The organism is Leisingera sp. SS27, from assembly GCF_028368855.1.
Classification (GTDB): Bacteria; Pseudomonadota; Alphaproteobacteria; order Rhodobacterales; family Rhodobacteraceae; genus Leisingera.
Map to the genome: position 1 here is coordinate 55689 of NZ_JAQNCY010000014.1, position 14511 is coordinate 70199.

Genomic DNA, 14511 nt, shown 5'->3' on the forward strand with positions numbered 1-14511 from the left:
GCGCCGCCTCAGATCGCCACGGCGGGGAACGCCGCGCCGGGCCTGTCTTCGAACCGCATCCAGGGCGGCACCTCCTCGTCGCACATGGCGTTGAGGCTGTTGCGGTCGCGGATGGTGTCCATCGGGTGCCAGAAGCCTTCATGGCGGTAGGCCATCAGCTCGCCGTCGCGCGCCATCTGGGTCAGCGGCGACTGCTCCAGCGGCTCCATGTCGTCGACCATATAGTCCATCACCCCGGGCTCGAAGACGAAGAAGCCGCCGTTGATCCAGGTCTCGCGCTTGCGCACCTTCTCGGTGAAGGCATCGACCCGGTCGCCCTTCAGCTCGATATTGCCGAAGCGGGCGGGCGGCTGCACCGCGGTGACCGTGGCCAGCTTGCCGTGCGACTTGTGGAAGTCGATCAGCGCCGCGATGTCGATATTGCCGAGCCCGTCGGAATAGGTGCACATGAAGGTCTCGTTGGGGGTCAGCCAGTCGCGCAGGCGGCGGATCCGCCCCGAGGTCATGGTATGGGCGCCGGTGTCCACCACCGAGACGTTCCAGCCGCCGGGGCGGGACGGGATCAGCCGCAGCTTTCCGGTGTCGACCGAGACGCTGATATTATTGGCAATCAGATGGTAATTGGCAAAGAACTGCTTGAGCAGCAGTGCCTTGTAGCCCGCCGCCACGATAAATTCCTGATGGCCGAAATGGCTGTAGATATCCATCACCCGGGCAATGATCGGGCGCCCCCCCACCTCGACCATCGGCTTGGGTATGGACACGGTTTCCTCAGCCAGCCTGGAGCCAAGCCCGCCGGCCAGAAGCACGCATTGCATCGGTAATCCCTCCACTCGTCAAAATACATCTCCCACGCCTGCGCCCGGGCCCCCGCCCCGGCCTGCTCTGGTCTTTCCGGGCCTCAAACCCCTTCGTCTTGCGGCCGCTGCAGCTTCACGGCTGCTTGTGCGGCGGGCACAGGAACAGCTGTCCGGTGCCGTATCTGTTGGCCAGATCCCCCGGCCCTTCTTTTTGCCCTTCTTCCGGCCTCTCCCCGGCCGGGATCCTGCGGCAGCCCCGTGCCAGCGCATAGGCCAGCAGCGGTTTCTCCAGCTCCGGCGCGTAGCCCAGCAGCAGGGCAGCGGGCGGATCGGCGGCAAACAGCGCCTCCAGATCCTCAGGCCCCGCCATCCGGTAATGGCGCCGCAGCTCTTCTTTCAAATAGGGCGAAATCCGGTAAGCAAACTGCCCGGTGGCAAATTCCGCATATACCGGCAGTCCGGCCTCCAGCGGGTAGACCGGCATGAAGGTGGCGATGGGCCCTTCCGGCGCGCCTGCGCGGGCCAGCGCCTGGCGCAGCGCGGCGCCGCCGCGCACGGCCTTTGCCCCGGCAAATTCCCCGGGCCGGGCCAGCGCCGCCAGGCCGCCGCCCAGCCGCGGCGCTCCCAGCGCCAGGCAGACCAGTGCCGCGCCGCCCAGAAGCGGCAGCAGCCCGGCCTGCACCGGCGCCTCCAGCCGCCGCCACAGCAGCGCCGCCAGCAGCACCAGAACCGCCAGCGGCGGAATATAATACTGCACAAAGCCCGGCGCCGGCAGCAGGCTCATCGCCGCCGCCAGGACCAGCGCGGCCCCCAGCACCAGGATCTGGCCGCCGCCCTGCGGCGGGGTCCTGCGGGTGCTGCCCCGCGGCGCGGCCCACAGGCAGCAGGCCAGCAGCAGCGCCAGCACCAGCGCGCTGCCGGACAGCCAGGTCTCCTGCGCCAGCTGCAGCCGCGCACCCAGCCCCAACGCCAGCCCCGGTTCCGCCGCCGCATGGTCCAGCCAGTAGGCCTTGTGCGGCCCGGTGTGGAACCCCGCCACATGGGCCAGGAAGCTGGCGGGATCGCGCAGCAGGTACCAGAACAGCGGCAGCGCCCCCAGGATCCCGCCTCCATAAAGCGGCAGCACCACCTGCCGCAGCCGGCGGCGCAGCGGCAGCGCGGCGGGCAGGAAAAAGGCGCCGACCGCCGCCGGCGGGATGAAGACCACGGCGCTGGCTTTCATGCCCGCTGCCAGCGACAGGCACAGCCCGGACAGCAGCAGGCCCGCGCGGCCCGGCTCCGGCTTCAGCGTCTCCTGCACGAACAGCCCCAGCCCCCAGAGCGCAAAGGGCAGCGGCAGCAGGTTGTTGGTGGCGCTCATTCCGGCCTGGGTCAGCAGGGGCGTGCAGGTGATCAGCATCAGCGGCAGCAGCAGCGCCAGCGCCCTGGAGCGCCCCAGCCGCCAGCCGGCCCAGGCGGCGCCTGCCAGGAGCAGCAGCCAGGCGCAGAACACCGCCAGCCGTGCCGCGCCAAGCAGGCCGAAGCCGCCGGACAGCTGGTGAAAGCCCCAGAACAGCCAGGCGCTGTCCGGCACGTGGTTGTAGAACATATCGCGGTAGAGCTGCAGCTCCGGCAGCAGCGCGGCGGGCGGCACATAAAGCGTCTCGTCCCGGCGCAGCCCATAGGCCATCAGCCGCCCGAACAGCCCTGCCAGCAGCAGCGCTGCCGCCAGCCCTGCCAGCACACCCCGCAGGCGCGTCCTGGCCTGCCCTCCGGACACAGGCCCGGCGGCAGGCCCTGCGGTGCGGCTTGCGCCCGGTGCCTCCAGCAGGCTCACCGCCGCCGCCTCCCCGCGGCCCGGGGCGGCACTCCCAGTGCCAGGGACACCAGCACAAAGGTGAGCGCCGCGGCCGGCGCCAGCGCCAGCGCCTGGGCCGCATAGGGCCCGGCGCCCGCGCTCAGCAGCAGCTGCAAGAGCCCCGCGTTGAACCCGTAAGCCACGGCATAGGCCAGTGCGTAGGGCGGCAGCCGGCCATAGCCCGAAACCCCGAACACCAGCCGCGCATGCAGCATGTAATTCCACAGGATGCCGAGGGCGAACTGCCCCGCCAGCGCCGCCTGCGGCGGCAGGCCTGCACTCAGCCCCAGCGCATAGACGCCATAGCCGAAGGCGGTATTGGCCAGCCCCGCCAGCAGGAAGCGCAGCATCCGCGCCCGCGGCGGCGGCCGCGGCAGGGCCCGCGCCCGCATCATAGCGCCGCCAGCCCGGGCGGGTGCAGCACTGCGGCAGGCGCCCCGGGAGCGGCCGCAGGCTCGATTCCCATATGCTGCATCAGCAGATGGTTGACGCGGTGCACATCATAGACACGGCAGGCCCGGTCCCGCGCCGCCGCCCCCATCCGGCGGGCCAGCGCGGGGGTGCGGATGAAGGCCTCCATTGCCGCCGCCAGCGCTTCGGGGTCGTTCTGCGGCACCGTCAGCCCGGCGGCGCCGCCCAGGGTCTCGCCGCAGCCGGGCGCATCGGTGGTGATCACCGCCCGCCCCGAGGCCATCGCCTCAAGGATCGAGCGCGGAATGCCCTCGCGCAGCCGGGTCGGCAGCACAAAGACGCTGCAGCCCTGCAGCCAGGGGCGCACATCGCGGGTGAAGCCGGCCTGTTCCATCAGCCCCTCCGCCTGCCAGCGGGCCAGCTGCTGCGGATCAATGGCATCGGGGTTGCTGTCGGCACCGCCCAGCACCTGCAGGCGGAAACTCAGCTGCTTCTGCCGCAGGATCCGGGCGGCGGCGGCCAGCACCTCCAGCCCCTTGCTGCGCAGCAGCCGCCCCGCAAACAGGAACTGCTGCGGCCCGGCGGGCAGCGGCGCAGGCGCAAACCGCGCGGTGTCGACGCCGGAGCCGGGCACATCATGCAGCGGCACCTGCGGCGGGATCAGCCGGAAGCGGCGGATGTCGGCGCGGTCGGCGCTGTTGTAGCAGAAGGCCGCGGTCAGCCGCCGCAGCGCCAGCCGGTGCAGCAGCACCGCAACGGCGCGCACCCGCCGCCGCCGCCCGTGCGGCCGGGCCTCCATGAAGCCGTAGCCAAGCCCGGTGAACAGCGCATAGCGGCGCGGCACACCGGCCAGCTGTGCGGCCAGGCAGCCGTACAGGATCGGCTTCATCGTATAGGCCAGCACCAGTTCCGGCCGCTGCTGCCGCAGGACCGCCCAGACCGCCCGCAGGCAGGCCAGGTCGCGCAGCGGGCTGGTGCCGGTGCGCTCCAGCGGGATCTCCTGCCAGGCGATGCCCTCAGCCTCCAGCACCGCGGCAGTGGCGGCATCGATCTGCGCCGCCAGCGCCAGCACCGCATAGCCGTTGGCCTGCAGCCGCCGCATTAGGTCGAGCCGGAAATTGACCAGCGAATAGCCGAGGCTGCCGATCACCACCGCGCGCCGCTGCCGGGTCATTGCCGCGCCTCGCGGCGGCGGCGGCCGGCGCCCGGCGCGGCCGGCACCGAGGGCAGCGTGCCGGTGCGCCGCCGCGGGCCGGATTTCGGCGGCAGCGGCGGCGGATTGCTGTAGCCCGGCACCAGGTCCTGCAGCAATGCGCGGACCGCGCTGCTGCGGCCTGCGCGGGCGGCCTGCTCCAGCTTCAGGATCATCGCCCGGAGCCGGGAAATCGGCACCCCGTCGGGGCGCGCCGCGCTGATCCCTGGAATGCCGGGGTCGCGGCGTTCCTCACTGGCGTCGAACAGCTCCTCGAACAGCTTTTCACCAGGCCGCGGGCCGATGAACTTGATCTTGATGTCCTCATGCGGGGTGCGCCCGGCGAGCCGGATCATCCGCTCTGCCAGATCGGTGATCTTGACCGGCCGCCCCATGTCCAGGACGAAGATCTCGCCGTGGCTCATCTCCAGCGCCAGGCCGCTGGCGGCGGCGACCAGCGTCAGCTGCACCGCCTCGCGGATGGTCATGAAATAACGCTCCATCCGCGGGTCGGTCACGGTCAGCGGGCCGCCCGCCGAGATCTGCCGCTGGAACAGCGGGATCAGCGAGCCGGAGGAGCCCAGCACATTGCCGAAGCGCACCGAGAAGAAGCGGGTGTCCTCGCCGGTCTCATTGGTGACCCGGTCCTGCGCCTGCACATAGAATTCCGCCACCCGTTTGGTGGCGCCCATCACATTGGTGGTGTTCACCGCCTTGTCGGTGGAGATCTGCACCATGGCGATGGCGCCGCAGCTGCGCGCCGCATCCGCCACGTTGCGGGTGCCGATCACATTGGTCAGCACGCCTTCGCAGGGGTTCTGCTCGACCAGCGGCACATGTTTCAGGGCGGCGGCATTGAACACCAGCTCGGGGCGGTGGCGGGCAAACACCGCCTCCACCCGCGCCGCATCGCGGATGCTGCCGACATAGATCCGGCGCGGCACTTCGGGGAAGTTCTGATCCAGATCCATGCCGATGGTATAGGCGTTCAGCTCGCAGTGATCGAACATCACCAGCTCGGCCGGCTTGAACGACGCGATCTGGCGGCACAGCTCCGAGCCGATCGAGCCGCCGGCGCCGGTGACCAGCACCCGCCGCCCGGCCAGCAGCTGGCGCAGCCGCGAGCGTTCCACCGCGGTCTGGGGCCGGTCCAGGATATCCTCGGGCGCCACATCCTTGAGCCGCGCCCGGCGGCCGCCGGTGCCGCTCTCGATCTCATCAAGCCCCGCCAGCCGCGACACCGCAATGCCATGCGCCTCGCACCATTTGACCAGCCGGGCAATGCCCTCGCTGTCGAAATGGGTGACCGGTTCGGTCAGCAGCAGCCGCTGCGGCAGCAGGTTCAGACCCTCGAGCCAGGCGATCACCCCTGCGGGGTCGCGCAGCGAGCCGGTGATCTGCACGTCGTGGAAATAGAGGCCTTCGGTGTTGCGGGCATCATCGATGATGCCGACCGGATGGTAGCGCGAGCCGGTGTGGCGCAGCGAGCGCAGGAACAGGTCGCAGCTGGTGCCGGTGCCGGCCAGCAGGATCGGGATGCGTTCCTCTTCGCGGGCCTGCAGCCGCTGGCGGCGCCGGATGAACTCGCGCCGCCGCGCCGCCACCCGCAGCGTGCAGAGCGCAGGCACCAGCAGCAGGAACTGGATGAGATGGAGCAGCAGCGGGATGGCAGCGGCCGCGGGCAGCAGCGCCGCCAGCGCGGCAGTGCCCGCCACCGCCAGCAGCGCGCCCTTGAGCACGGTGGCGATATCGCGCAGCGAGGTCGACTTGGTGTGGCGCCGGTAAAAGCCGGCCAGCGGGAACACCGCCGCAGCAGCCAGTCCCGACAGCGCCGCCAGGCTGGCCAGCAGCGGGCCGGGACCCGGCCCCCGCACCGCAGGCGGCGCCAGCCCGTAGGCCAGGAGACCGGCCAGGACGGCCGCCAGAACAGCGGCCAGCAGATCGCCGGCCACCAGGCGGCGGTTGGCCTTCAGCTCCGCCGCCATCTGTTTCCTAGCACGGCCCAGCCACCCGGCCAGGCCGCCAGCCAGCCCCTTGGCCTCTGTCACATTCCCGGAAAAAGAAAACCCATACCCCGGCATACTCAAAACTCCAGCAACACTGGTCACTCACACGGCTGCCCGCCCCGGGGTTCCGGTTGTTTCAGGTGAGTATTTTTGCCTCTGGCAAACACGGCACAGCAAAAGGCCGGCAAAAATGTCATGCGCCCGGCTGCACAGGCAGCCCGGAACGCCGCTCCCTATCCGCAAGCGTGCCGCCGGATCACGGTTCAACAACACGAACCCCGCCTGCGGCACATCCTGAGCCTAACGGCTGATAAGGAAGTCCCCCGGTTTATTTCCCCCCGTTAACCATAGCACAGGTTCCGCGGGCAGCAAAAAATATCCGGGCGGCGGCAAATTATGCACAGGTTTTCCACAGGATTATCAGCAGTCTTGCCGGCAGGCCCGGCACCTCCCGGCCCGCGGCTCTGGACCTGTGCCGGGCTGATTCGGGCGCCCCTGCCGCTATTGCCCGGGCTGCGGCCAGCGGAAGCTGCGGCTGACCTCCAGCGTGTCGCCGGGCTGCAGCAGGGACTGCGGCCCGGCCGCTCCGGGCGCCGCGCCGCCGGGGCGGATGATCCGGTAGCTGACCACGGATTCACCGCCGCCCTGGCCTGCATCCGGGCCCGCGGGCAGGCCTGCGGCCAGCGCTTCGGCATGCAGCAGCCGGGCGGTGGCCAGCCGGGTGCTGAGGCCCGCGATGTCCTGCTCCACCTCATTGAGGCGCACCAGATTCTGCGAGCGGGCGTCACCGGTCAGCTCCAGCGCATCGCGCTCGGCGCGGTTCAGCTGCTGGCGGGCGGTCAGCCGGGCGATCTCCAGGTCCAGCCGCTTGGCCTCCAGGTCATTGAGCGCGGTGGTCAGCGAGGACACCCGGGCGCTGACCGTCAGGCCGCGCTCGCGCAGGCTGCTGGCGGTTTCCAGCTCCTCTTCGGTCAGGGCGATCTGCTTGTCGCGCAGAGTGATCTGCGCGGTCAGATGGCTGATCTGCTGGCGCAGCACCTGCTGCAGGTCGCGGATCCGGCTGCCCTGCGCCGTCCGCGCCGCCTGCGCCGCCGCCAGGATATCGGCTTCGAGGCCGGAGGGCGGCGCGCCCGCATCCGGCGCCGCACCGCTGCCGGGATCCGACAGCGCCTGCAGGTCTGCGGCCAGCCGCCGCCGCTCCTCCTCCAGCGCCGCGATCTGGCCGCTGAGCAGCCGGACCTCTCCCTGCAGCCGCAGCGGCTGCAGGCTGTTGCCGGCGCTGTCCTGCAGCGGCAGCCGCAGCAGCCCGCCTGCCAGCGCCAGCGCCTGCTGCGCCGTCAGGCCCGGGCGGAACGGATAGGCGCCGGGGGCGGCCGCATCGCCCAGCACATAGACCGGCAGATGGCCGGTCACCCCGATCGAGATATGCGGCGGCTCCGCCATGCCGATGCTGCGCCGCAGGATCAGCGCCAGCTGCTCCGCCAGCCCGGCCGGTGTCTGCCCGGCCGCCTCCACCTGCCCGGCCAGCGGCACCAGAAGCGTGCCGTCGGGCTCCAGGGTATATTCCCCCGACACCCCCTCCCATTGCAGGTAGGCGGCCTTGTCCATGTCCCAGCGCAGCGCCCGGAGCAGGATCTCATCCTGCGGCTGCAGCCGGTAGCCCTGCGCCCGCACCGCCGTGGCCGCCGCCCCGGCCAGCAGCGCCAGCACCAGGAGCAGCCCGGTCAGCCCATGCCGGATCCCTGTCATGTTCTCTCTCCCGCGTCTGCCCCGCCCGGCGCCACAGCGCGCCGGCCCCGAAGGCCCATGATAACCATGGCGCATTTCCGGCAAACGGCAATGCAGAGCCGCAAAAGGCTCCAAGAGACCCCGGCAGCGGCCGCATTTGACTGCCCCGCAAGCCGGGCTACCGTCTTTGCAGTATTTTGCAAAACGGCGGGAGGGGGGCCTGGCGTTTCTGAAGGCCTGCCGCCTGCATCCCGGCTCCCGTTTCCGGGCCGTTCCATCCGGATGTGGTTGCTGCCATGCACAGGCTGCTGGAAATTCTCATATGCGTCATCGCGGGCATGCTGCTCATGCCCTTTTTCGTGCTGGCCTGCGGCGCGGTGCTGGTGCTGCTCGGGCGGCCGCTGTTCTTCAGCCAGGTCCGGGCGGGCCGGAACGGGGTGCCGTTCCGCCTGGTCAAGCTGCGCAGCATGCACAGCACCTGCGATGCGCAGGGCGCGCTGCTGCCGGATGCGGCGCGCCAGACCCGGATCACCGCACTGATCCGCCGCCTGCGGCTGGACGAGCTGCCGCAGCTGGCGCTGATCCTGCGCGGCCGGATGGCGCTGGTGGGGCCGCGGCCGCTGCTGCCGGAGACCATCGCCGCCTTTGGCGAGGCCGGGCGGCGGCGCGGGCAGCTGCGCCCCGGGCTCACCGGCTGGGCCCAGGTCAGCGGCAACACCCTGCTGGCGGACCGCGAGAAGCTGCAGCTGGACCTGTGGTATGTGCATCACCGCTCTGCGGCGCTGGACCTGCGCATCCTCGGCGAAACCATCGGCGTGGCCCTGGGCGGCGAGCGCCGCAGGCCGCGGCGGCTGGCGGCGGCCGCCCGCTGGCTGCAGGCCCAGGAGCCGGGACTGGGGCTGGGCTGCGGACAGGAGGTGCCGGCATGAAGACGGTTTTTGTCGGCGCGGTGGAAGGATCGGCCCGGGCGCTGCAGGCAATCTGCGCCGCGGGCCATGCCCCGGCCCTGGCCGTGACCCTGCCGCCGCAGCTGGCCGCCCGGCATTCCGATTACGCCGATCTGGCGCCCTTGGCGGCGCGCTACGGCGTGGCGCTGCACCACACCGCCCGCAGCGAGGACCCCGCAACCCTGGCGGCGATCCGCGCCATCGCGCCGGACCTCATTCTGGTGATCGGCTGGTCGCAGCTCTGCAGCGCGGAGTTCCGGGCGCTGGCGCGGCGCGGCTGCCTTGGCTTCCACCCGGCGGCGCTGCCCCGGCTGCGCGGCCGCGGGGTGATCCCCTGGACCATCCTGCTGGGCTGCCGCGAGGCCGGCGCGACCCTGTTCTGGCTCGGCGGGGGCACCGACGACGGCCCGGTTGCCGCCCAGGCCCGCTATGCGATCGACCCGGACAGCATCACCGCGCGGGGCCTCTATGACCAGGCGCTGGCGGCGCTGGAACAGATGCTGCCGCCGCTGCTGGAGCGGATTGCCCGGGGCGAAATGCCCTCGGTGCCCCAGCCTGCAGAGGGCGCCAGCCTCTGCGCCCGCCGCCGCCCGGAGGACGGGCGCATTGACTGGACCCGGCCCGCGGCAGAGATCCACCGGCTGATCCGCGCCTGCGGCCCGCCCTACCCCGGCGCCTTCACCGAAACCCCGGACGGCGCGCCGCTGGTGCTGACCGGGGTGCGCCATTGCCTGCGTCAGGACTATTACATCGGCCTGCCCGGCCAGGTGCAGGCGGTGGAGGGCCGCCATTTCACCGTGGCCTGCGGCGACGGCGCCTGCCTTGATATCCTGGAATGGTCCGGGGCGGAGGCGCCGCCGCCGCTGCACGGCAAGCTGGGAGGGCGCGCGCCATGACCCTGCTGGCAGGAGACGGACCGGTGCTGGTTGTGGCACCGCATCCGGATGACGAGGTGCTGGGGGCGGGCGGCACCATCGCCCGGCTGGCCGCGATGGGGCGCCAGGTGCATGCGGCCATCGTCACCCGCGGCCGCGAAGAGATCTTTGGCGCCGCGCAGATCGATACCGTGTGCCGCGAGGCCGAGGCCGCCCATGCCCATCTGGGGGTGGCCCGGACCCATTGGCTGGGGTTTCCGGCCGCGGAGCTGGCAGAACAGCCGCACGGGGCGCTGAACGGCGCGCTCAGCGCGCTGGTGCAGGCGCTGGCGCCGTCGCTGGTGCTGGCGCCGCATCCCGGCGACATTCATCTCGACCACCAGCTGAGCTTCCTGTCCTCGCTGGTCGCCTGCCGCCCGCATCAGCCCGCCTATCCGGCGATGGTGGCGGCCTATGAAACGCTGTCGGAGACCAATTGGAACGCGCCCTATCTGACACCGCCCTTTGTCCCGAACCTGTTTGTGGACATCAGCGGCGATGCGCTGGAGCGCAAGCTGGAGGCGTTCCGGCTGTTTGAAAGCCAGTGCCGCAGGGCGCCGCATGAGCGCGCGCCGGAAAGCCTGCGGGCACTGGCCACGTTGCGCGGGGCAACGATCCACCGCCCCGCTGCCGAAGGATTTGTACTGGTGAGACTGGTTGTGTGAGGGGGACGCGCCATGCAGCAATGGCCGATTTACGATGAGGAGCAGATCGCCGCCGCCGCGGCGGTGCTGCGCTCGGGCAAGGTGAACGCCTGGACCGGGCCGGATGTGGGGGATTTCGAGCGCGATTACTGCGCCTATACCGGCGCCGCCCATGCCATTGCCATGGCCAATGGCACGGTGACGCTGGACTGCGCGCTCAGGGCGCTGGAGCTGCAGCCCGGCGACGAGGTGATCGTCACCCCGCGCAGCTTCATCGCCTCCGCCAGCGCGGTGCTGATGGCGGGCGGGGTGCCGGTGTTTGCCGATATCGACCGCGACAGCCAGAACATCACCGCCGCAACCATCGCGCCGCTGATCACGCCGCGCACCCGCGGCATCCTGCCGGTGCATCTGGGCGGCTGGCCCTGCGACATGAAGGCGGTCATGGATCTGGCCCGCGCCCATGGGCTGTGGGTGATCGAGGACTGCGCCCAGGCCCATGGCGCGATGATCGGGCCGCGCCATGCGGGCACCTTCGGCGATTTCGGCTCGTTCTCCTTCTGCCAGGACAAGATCCTGTCAACCGGCGGCGAGGGGGGCCTGCTGCTGACCAGCGATGAGGAGCTCTGGTCCCGCGCCTGGAGCCACAAGGACCATGGCAAGGACTATGACACCGTGTTCAACCGCAGCCACCCGCCCGGCTTCCGCTGGCTGCACAGCGCCGCGCCCGGCACCAACCTGCGGATGGCGGGCCCGGCCGCGGCAATCGGCCGGGTGCAGCTCAGGCGGCTGGACCAGTGGCGGGCGCAGCGCACCGCCAATGCGCAGCTGCTGGCGGTGGCGCTCAGCCCCTGCAGCCTCTTCCGGGTGCCGCTGCCGCCGCCCGGGATCACCCATGCCTATTACCGCTTCTATGCCTTTGTGCGCCCCGAAGCGCTGGCGCCGGGCTGGTCGCGCGACCGCATCCTGGCAGAGATCAATGCGGCGGGCTTTCCCGCCTTTTCCGGCAGCTGCTCCGAGATCTACCGCGAAGGCGTGTTCCGCAGCCGCGGCCTGGGGCCGGACCATCCGCTGCCCAATGCCCGCGAGCTGGGTGAAACCAGCCTTGCCTTTCTGGTTGATCCGGGCTGGAGCCTGGAAGACACCCACCGTCTGGCGCATTGCGTGCAGCAGGTGGCAGCCCGTGCCGAAGCCCGCAGCCGACGCCGTCCGGCGGCAGGCACCGGCGGCTGAACCGCGGCGGGCGGCCTCAGCGCCGCCGGCGCCGGGTTCAGAGACCCTGGCGCGCCGCATCCGGGCGCTGGCGGAACCCCTCGACCCAATGCGCCACCACCTGCAGCGCCGCCGCCTCGTCGCCCGCGGCCACCGCCTGGCGCAGGCTGCGCAGGAAGCCCGCGACCTCGATCTCCGACAGCACGGTTTCGCGGGCGCAGAAAATCTTCTGGTGGCGGGTATGGACCAGCTCCCCGGTCAGGGTCAGCTCCTCCTCCATCTTCTCGCCGGGGCGCAGGCCGATGATCTCGATGCCGATATCACCGTCCGGATTGTCCGCGTCGCGCACGCTGCGGCCGGCGCTTTCGATCACCTGGCGGGCCAGCTGCAGGATCGGCACCGGCGTGCCCATATCCAGCACGAAGACCTCGCCGCCCTGGGCCATGTCGCCCGCCTGCAGCACCAGCTGCACCGCCTCGCTGATGGTCATGAAGAAACGCTTCACATCCGGGTCGGTCACCGTGACCGGGCCGCCGCGGCTGACCTGCTCCTGAAACAGCGGCACCACAGAGCCGCTGGACCCCAGCACATTGCCGAAGCGCACCATGGTGAACACGGTGCTGTGCCCATGACGGGTGGCCAGATCCTGCACAATCAGCTCTGCCAGCCGCTTGGAGGCGCCCATCACATTGGCCGGGTTCACCGCCTTGTCCGAGGAAATCAGAATGAACCGCTCGACGCCTGCTCGCGCCGCAGCGCGCGCCAGGGTCCGGGTGCCGAAGACATTGTTTGCCAGTCCCGGCAGCGGGTTCGCCTCGACCAGCGGCACATGCTTGTAGGCGGCCGCATGCAGCACCACCTGCACCTTGTGGCGGTCCAGCACCATCCGCACCTGGCGCGGGTCGGTGACCGAACCCAGGACCGGCACCAGGGCGATCCCCGCATCGGCCGCCAGCGGCCCCAGTTCCTGCAGCACGGTATAGAGCGCCAGTTCGCTGAGCTCAAACAGCACCAGTTTCGACGGGCGGCAGGCCAGCACCTGGCGGCACAGCTCCGAGCCGATCGAGCCGCCGGCGCCGGAAACCAGAACCGATTTGCCCTGATAGGACCCGGCCGCCTCCTGCAGCGGCACATCCCGCGCCGCCCGGCCCAGGAAGGCCTGCGGCGCCACCGGCGTCAGCTTGTCGACCAGCGCCTCCTCGCCAATGAGCTGGGCAAAGGAGGGCAGCGCCTGCACCTCCAGCCCCAGCTTCTGCAGTCCCAGGGTGATCTGCGCCTGGCGCGGCTGGCTTTGCGAGGGCATCGCCAGGAGCACCCGGCGGATGCCGCGCGCCTCGACGATTCCGGCAATCCGCGACGGCGCGAACACCGGCAGACCGACCAGCGTCAGCCCCTGCAGCGAGGAATTGTCATCGGCAAAGGCCACCGGGTCGATGCCGTCATGCGCCTTCAGCGCCTGCGCCAGCTGGGTGCCGGTATTGCCGGCCCCGTAGATCAGCACCCGGCAGCGCGGTCTGGCGCGGCGGTAGATCATCAGCACCAGCTGCAGCATCGCGGCGCGGGCCGCTGCCATCGACAGGAAATAGCAGATCGCAAACACCGCATGGGTGCCCGGCCCCAGCGGCGGCCCGAAGACGGCCGTGAGCCCGGCCAGCGCCAGCGCGCTGCCCCCCGCCATCAGCGCGCTTTGCGCCGCGGCATGGCGTTCATAGGCGTTGAGCTGCACATGCGGCAGCCCCAGCCACAGGGCCAGCGCGGCGGCGGCGGCAACCGCATAGGGCAGCAGCGGCAGCAGCTGCGCCAGGATGGCCAGCGGCGGCTCCGGCAGCGGCTGCACCGCCAGGGTGAACAGCAGCGCCAGCGGCAGCAGCGCCAGATCCACCGCCAGGAAGACGCAGGATTTCTGTTTGCGCGACAGCGCGCTGATCAGATTGTACATGCCTGCCTGCCCTCGGATGCCCGCATTTCCTGCCCTGTTATTGTCCGCTGCCGCCCGCGCGCAGCCCCCCGCTGGCGGATAGCAGAAAAAGGTAAATCAAACACGGCTCCGATGCGCTGAAACCCGGTGCGCGGCCCATAAAACACAGTTTCAATCATAACCGGATTCTCCTGTCCCGCAAACCGTCCGGCGGCGGAAACCCGCCGGGCCGCACAACCCCAAGGCGATCTCCTGATGTCCCGACCCTAGTCCCGGCGGAAGATATTGCCAATGGTCTGGAACACGATGTCGAAATCAAAGCACATGCTCTGATGGCGCTGGTAGATCAGGTCCAGGCGCGCCTTGGCCGGCACGCAGAGCCGGGAGTAGACGGCATCGGTCTGCGCGGTGCTGCGGCAGCGGGCCAGCAGCGCCGCCTCATGCTTGTGATAGACGATCGAGGCCAGGCCGGTGACGCCGGGGCGCGACTTCAGCACCTGGGCATAAAGCTCCGGATGCGCCTCGGTATACTGGCGCAGGGGCGGGCGCGGCCCGACAAAGGAGATATCGCCCTTGAGGATGTTCCACAGCTGCGGAAACTCATCCAGCCGCTTGGAGCGCAGCCAGGCGCCGGTCGGGGTGATGCGGGCCGACTTTTCGCCGCCGGAGACGCCGGAATCGCGCGCCACCACCGTCATCGTCCTGAGCTTCCAGAGCCGGAACGGCTGGTCCACCCCCTTCATCCGCTCGCCCGCGTAAAACAGCGGCCGCCCCTCCTTGCACAACAGCCACAGCAGCAGCAGCAGCAGGACGGGGCCCAGGATCACAATCAGCAGGGATGCGAAGAACAGGTCGAAAATCCGTTTGCGCCAGGTCATCCGGGCAGCACTTCCTTACATGCG

12 protein-coding genes are annotated in these 14511 nt (G+C 70.5%); 4 read left to right on the plus strand and 8 right to left on the minus strand.

Features of this window, described 5'->3' with window-relative positions; genetic code table 11:
• Positions 1-8: 8 nt before the first annotated feature.
• The 6 genes from rfbF to N6L27_RS20550 all read right to left on the minus strand — a co-directional run bounded on the left by rfbF (position 9) and on the right by N6L27_RS20550 (position 7995).
• Positions 9-818 (minus strand): glucose-1-phosphate cytidylyltransferase, encoded by an 810-nt coding sequence (rfbF, locus tag N6L27_RS20525; protein ID WP_271909297.1) that lies wholly within the window; start codon positions 816-818, stop codon positions 9-11.
• A 115-nt stretch (positions 819-933) separates the two neighbouring features.
• Positions 934-2616 carry a hypothetical protein gene (locus N6L27_RS20530; protein WP_271909298.1) on the minus strand — a complete coding sequence of 561 codons (1683 nt, stop codon included), beginning with the start codon at positions 2614-2616 and terminating at the stop codon, positions 934-936.
• Entirely contained in the window at positions 2613-3032 is a 420-nt protein-coding gene (locus tag N6L27_RS20535) for a GtrA family protein (protein WP_271909299.1), read from the minus strand. The genes N6L27_RS20530 and N6L27_RS20535 overlap by 4 nt, the downstream gene beginning before the upstream one ends.
• Positions 3029-4222, minus strand: a complete 1194-nt coding sequence (locus N6L27_RS20540; protein ID WP_271909300.1) for a glycosyltransferase family 4 protein — start codon at positions 4220-4222, stop codon at positions 3029-3031. The genes N6L27_RS20535 and N6L27_RS20540 overlap by 4 nt, the downstream gene beginning before the upstream one ends.
• Positions 4219-6288, minus strand: a complete 2070-nt coding sequence (locus tag N6L27_RS20545) for a polysaccharide biosynthesis protein (protein ID WP_271909301.1) — start codon at positions 6286-6288, stop codon at positions 4219-4221. The genes N6L27_RS20540 and N6L27_RS20545 overlap by 4 nt, the downstream gene beginning before the upstream one ends.
• A 459-nt stretch (positions 6289-6747) precedes the next feature.
• A complete protein-coding gene (locus N6L27_RS20550) occupies positions 6748-7995 on the minus strand; it encodes a polysaccharide biosynthesis/export family protein (protein WP_271909302.1) in 1248 nt (415 codons plus the stop codon).
• A gap of 275 nt (positions 7996-8270) precedes the next feature.
• Between N6L27_RS20550 and N6L27_RS20555 the strand changes: the two genes are divergently transcribed.
• From N6L27_RS20555 to N6L27_RS20570, 4 genes are read left to right on the plus strand one after another with little or no spacing between them, the layout of a single operon-like run.
• Positions 8271-8903, plus strand: coding sequence for a sugar transferase (locus tag N6L27_RS20555; protein WP_271909303.1), 633 nt, complete (start codon positions 8271-8273; stop codon positions 8901-8903).
• Positions 8900-9817 (plus strand): methionyl-tRNA formyltransferase, encoded by a 918-nt coding sequence (locus tag N6L27_RS20560; RefSeq protein ID WP_271909304.1) that lies wholly within the window; start codon positions 8900-8902, stop codon positions 9815-9817. Before N6L27_RS20555 ends, N6L27_RS20560 begins: the two co-directional genes overlap by 4 nt.
• A complete protein-coding gene (locus N6L27_RS20565; RefSeq protein ID WP_271909305.1) occupies positions 9814-10500 on the plus strand; it encodes a PIG-L deacetylase family protein in 687 nt (228 codons plus the stop codon). Before N6L27_RS20560 ends, N6L27_RS20565 begins: the two co-directional genes overlap by 4 nt.
• Before the next feature lie 12 nt (positions 10501-10512).
• Positions 10513-11712, plus strand: a complete 1200-nt coding sequence (locus N6L27_RS20570; protein WP_271909306.1) for a DegT/DnrJ/EryC1/StrS family aminotransferase — start codon at positions 10513-10515, stop codon at positions 11710-11712.
• Between the two features lie 37 nt (positions 11713-11749).
• Here the strand turns inward: N6L27_RS20570 and N6L27_RS20575 are convergent, their stop codons facing one another.
• Entirely contained in the window at positions 11750-13630 is a 1881-nt protein-coding gene (locus N6L27_RS20575) for a polysaccharide biosynthesis protein (protein WP_271909307.1), read from the minus strand.
• A 245-nt stretch (positions 13631-13875) separates the two neighbouring features.
• The gene (locus N6L27_RS20580) at positions 13876-14487 is read right to left on the minus strand and encodes a sugar transferase (RefSeq protein WP_271909308.1); all 612 of its coding nucleotides are present in this window, start codon (positions 14485-14487) and stop codon (positions 13876-13878) included.
• Positions 14488-14511: the final 24 nt, after the last annotated feature.